Raw genomic sequence first — 4,129 nt, 5'->3', positions numbered from 1 at the left:
CGCAACATCGCCTCTTGGGCCACATCCTCCGCCTCGGCATGATCGCGCAACAACCGCGTCGCGTAGCCCAAAACCACAGGCGTGAGCCGCATGGTTAATGCCTGCGCAGATGCGCGATCACCGTTACCAAAGGCAACGAGCAACGCCTCGTTAGAGACATCGCCAAGTGCGTCAAAAGGCATGTTCATCACCAGCCATGCGTATCCCAAGTCTTGTGTGGCGTCTATTGGCGAGAGCACATGAATGCGCTCCCGCCGGTCATCTTACGCCAAGGCGCTAGTGGTTTTTACGTCCACCGTGTTTGCCGTCATGTTCGCCGCGCTCACCCATACGGGATTTGGCCGCGTCGAACTCGGCTTCGCTCACCGCACCATCGCCGTCCGTATCAAGACGCTCCAACATGGAGGCCTTTGGCCGCGTGGTCAGCTCCTCAAGGCTCAAAACACCATCGCCGTCGGCATCACGTTTGGCGATCATCCGGTCTGCGCCCGCTTTCATACGCTCGGCGCGCTGTGTCTCTTTATGGGCGGTCAACTCAGTGGCGCTAATCGTGCCGCTGCCGTCTGTGTCCATCGCATCGAACATCGCTTGTTTTTGCGCATCAAGCTCGGCCTGTGTCACAGAGCCATCACCATCCGCATCAAGGGTGGCAAAATCTGCTTGTGGACCCATGCGGCCCATGCCCTCGCCACCTTGGCCGCGCTCACCCATACCAGATGCGGAGGCGATGCCTGCGGTGCCCAGAACGGCGACCAATGCGAGTGCGGAGATAAATGTGTTACGTTTCATGATAGAACTTCCTTTGTTACTTACCCTCGTGCAGCGGTTTCACCCCTCGTGATCTGCGCACGTATCAATCATAAAACGGGGCACCTGCCGCTTTCCGTCGCGATTTGTGAAAACTTTTTGCTCACCACCCCCGCTGCGCCCATCACGCGACATCAGGACGCGGCGACAAAGGCCACTCGGCTTTGATAAACATCGTGACTTAATGCCCTGAATGATCGAACACTGAGATCATGCACGCGCACCGTATAAAAGACGCACAAAGGCTAGACGCACATGACTGATCAAACCTATTCCGGCTCTGTCACGCAACTTGGTGATGGGGACCGCGAAATGCGCCCCGCAGTATTGCGCGGCTGGCGGCGGCGCTGTCCCTCATGTGGTGGCGGCCCCATGCTCAAAGGCTATCTGAAAGTGCGCGATGAATGCCCCGTGTGCGGCGAAGATCTTCACCATCACCGCGCCGATGACGGTCCCGCCTATCTCACAATTTTGATTGTCGGCCACCTTATGGCCCCGATCTTGGGCTGGTTTTTCGTCGAGTTTCGCCCCGATCCGCTCACCACTATCGCAGTGTTCACCATCGGCACCGTGGCCCTGTCGCTCTACCTGTTGCCACGTCTCAAAGGCGCGATTGTCGGTTATCAATGGGCCAAGCGTATGAACGGGTTCGACACCGCAAACTAACCTGCTCAATCGCTCGGCCCCTTACAGCTTCACATCAAAAAGGCCGCTCATATCAGAGCGGCCTTTTTGCGTTTACTCTATGGCGTCATGGCCGCCTCAAGCATTCTTGCCGCGCCGCGTCTCGGGATGCAGCGCCGTGCCTAATATGTGATCGGATTTATGCACAACATGACTGGCGTGCCCCACGATCAATGGATCGGGCCGCCCCACAACATCGTGGTTTTTATCGGGGTAATCCACCGTCGATAGGAAGTGACGCATACAATTAAGCCGCGCACGTTTCTTGTCATTGGATTTGATAATCGTCCACGGCGCATCTGCGGTATTGGTGTAAAAGAACATCGCCTCTTTGGCCTCGGTGTAATCATCCCACAGACCCAAAGACGCCTTATCAATCGGAGACAGCTTCCACTGTTTGAGCGGATCGTTTTCACGCGATTTAAAGCGGCGTTGCTGTTCATCTTGTGTGACCGAAAACCAGTATTTGTACAAACGGATGCCAGAGCGCACGAGCATCTGTTCCAGATCAGGCGTCTGACGCATAAATTCGAGATATTCAGTGGGAGAGCAAAACCCCATCACCCGCTCTACGCCCGCACGATTGTACCACGAGCGATCATAGAGCACGATTTCACCATCGGTCGGCAGGTGCTCGATATAGCGTTGGAAAAACCACTGTCCGCGCTCGGCATCGGTGGGTTTATTGAGCGCCACAACACGCGCAGCGCGCGGATTGAGGTGCTCGGTAAACCGCTTGATCGCACCGCCCTTACCAGCGGCATCGCGCCCCTCGAACAACAGCACGAACTTTTCGCCCTGCTCTTGCGCCCAAAGCTGTGCCTTTAGCAATTCGGCCTGAAGTGCAACTTTTTGCTCTTCGTAGTCCTTGCGTGACAGCTTTGTCTCATAGGGAAACACGCCCGCCTCAAACGCCTGTGCCACCTTGTCAGAAGCCACTTTGGGGAATTCTTTCGGGCCAGTCGCCGCCTCACTTTGTGCAGACGTGCCATTGGCCACTACTGCTGGGGACTGTGTAGGTTTTGTCGGTTTGGGCGTTGTAGATGTAACCATTTGTAACTCTCCTGAAAGGCGTAAATAATGGCTCCGCTTATACGCAATCGCACGAGCCCGCTTTGATCTAAGCCAAGGTTGCGTGCGATTGCGCCCTTGGCCGCAGACGACACCCGCGGCGTCATCGCGCACATCTCAACACCCACCCTGATCATCATCGGGGAGCGGACGAAAATGTCCACGCGACTTCCCACACCGTCAAAACGGGGCTCGGCAATGCGCATGACGATGGCGTGGCGCGCGCAAGCGCCTTCTTACGCGGGACATAGACGTCCCGCCCCTCACGCTTTGCGCCCACTACACCTTGCGCCCATTGCGCGTGAATGGTCTAATCCTGCCCTAAAGCACCCTGTGCGACCAACCCCAAGAATCGAGCGCCCCATATGTCCGACGATCTCCTCGCAGGTACCACCGCCACCACACCAAGCGCCTATGACGCATCCTCCATCGAAGTCCTCGAAGGTCTGGAACCCGTGCGCAAACGTCCCGGCATGTATATCGGCGGCACCGATGAACGCGCCCTACACCACCTTGTGGCCGAGATCCTCGACAACTCCATGGACGAGGCCGTTGCAGGCCACGCCAACCGCATCGAATTGACCCTGCACGCCGATTACTCCGTCACCGTCACCGACAACGGGCGCGGCATCCCGATCGACCCGCACCCCAAATTCCCCGGCAAATCCGCCCTCGAAGTCATCTTGTGCACCCTGCACGCGGGCGGCAAATTCTCCGGCGATGCCTATGCCACATCGGGCGGCCTTCACGGGGTTGGCTCCTCGGTCGTTAACGCCCTCTCCGACAGCCTCGTCGTCCAAGTCGCCAAGAACAAAGAGCTCTACGAGCAACGCTTTTCACGCGGCATCCCCCTTGGTCCCGTCGAGAAAATCGGCACCGCCCCCAACAAACGCGGCACCTTTGTCACCTTCCACGCCGACGCGGAAATCTTTGGCACGCACCGCTTTAAACCCAAACGCCTGTTCCAACTCGCCCGCTCCAAAGCCTACCTGTTCTCGGGCGTCGAACTGCGGTGGAAATCGGAAATCGACGACGGGGAAACCCCGATGGAGGCCACATTCCACTTCCCCGGTGGTCTGGCCGACTACCTGAGCGAGACCTTGGGAAAATCCTCCACCTACTCTGAAAAACCCTTTGCCGGAACGGTCGAGTTTGGCCCCCGCTTTGGCGTGCCTGGCAAGGTCGAGTGGGCCGTCAACTGGACCCCCGCCCGCGATGGCTTCATCCAATCCTACTGTAACACCGTCCCCACGCCCGAGGGCGGCACCCATGAGGGCGGCTTTTGGGCTGCGATCCTCAAAGGCGTCAAAGCCTACGGCGAACTGGTCGGCAACCGCAAAGCCAAAGACATCACCCGCGACGATCTGCTCACCGGCGGTTGCGCCCTTGTCTCCTGTTTCATCCGCGACCCCGAGTTTGTCGGCCAGACCAAAGACCGCCTTGCCACCACCGAGGCCGCCCGCCTCGTCGAGAACTCCGTGCGCGACCACTTCGACAACTGGCTCGCCGCCGACACCAAATCCGCGGGCGCGATCCTCGATTTTCTCGTCCTGCGCGCCGAAGAACG

5 protein-coding genes are annotated in these 4,129 nt (G+C 58.3%); 2 read left to right on the top strand and 3 right to left on the bottom strand.

Going from position 1 to position 4,129, the window contains the following annotated elements:
* On the bottom strand, positions 1-188 hold a 188-nt coding region (locus ACTG34_RS11500), incomplete at its 3' end, for a sigma factor (RefSeq protein WP_439105058.1).
* Between the two features lie 88 nt (positions 189-276).
* Complete coding sequence (locus tag ACTG34_RS11495; protein ID WP_439105044.1) at positions 277-789, bottom strand: EF-hand domain-containing protein; 513 nt, start codon at positions 787-789, stop codon at positions 277-279.
* Between the two features lie 273 nt (positions 790-1,062).
* On the opposite strand from ACTG34_RS11495, the gene ACTG34_RS11490 reads away from it, so the two are divergent.
* Positions 1,063-1,473 carry a DUF983 domain-containing protein gene (locus tag ACTG34_RS11490; RefSeq protein ID WP_439105043.1) on the top strand — a complete coding sequence of 137 codons (411 nt, stop codon included), beginning with the start codon at positions 1,063-1,065 and terminating at the stop codon, positions 1,471-1,473.
* Between the two features lie 96 nt (positions 1,474-1,569).
* Here the strand turns inward: ACTG34_RS11490 and ppk2 are convergent, their stop codons facing one another.
* On the bottom strand, positions 1,570-2,544 hold the full coding sequence (ppk2, locus tag ACTG34_RS11485) for a polyphosphate kinase 2 (RefSeq protein ID WP_439105042.1): 975 nt from the start codon (positions 2,542-2,544) through the stop codon (positions 1,570-1,572).
* A 383-nt stretch (positions 2,545-2,927) separates the two neighbouring features.
* On the opposite strand from ppk2, the gene ACTG34_RS11480 reads away from it, so the two are divergent.
* Positions 2,928-4,129 (top strand): ATP-binding protein (locus tag ACTG34_RS11480; RefSeq protein ID WP_439105041.1); only part of this gene is annotated, 1,202 nt, incomplete at its 3' end.

The organism is Celeribacter marinus, from assembly GCF_965656515.1.
GTDB classification, from domain to species: domain Bacteria; phylum Pseudomonadota; class Alphaproteobacteria; order Rhodobacterales; family Rhodobacteraceae; genus Celeribacter; species Celeribacter marinus_D.
The sequence above is the reverse complement of the archived record's forward strand: the minus strand, read 5'-3'. Positions and strand labels throughout refer to the sequence as shown.

Bases quoted from the DNA above. Each gene is read 5' to 3' on its own strand.
- ACTG34_RS11495 (WP_439105044.1), bottom strand. From the start codon at position 789: ATGAAACGTAACACATTTATCTCCGCACTCGCATTGGTCGCCGTTCTG.
- ACTG34_RS11490 (WP_439105043.1), top strand. From the start codon at position 1,063: ATGACTGATCAAACCTATTCCGGCTCTGTCACGCAACTTGGTGATGGG.
- ppk2 (WP_439105042.1), bottom strand. From the start codon at position 2,544: ATGGTTACATCTACAACGCCCAAACCGACAAAACCTACACAGTCCCCA.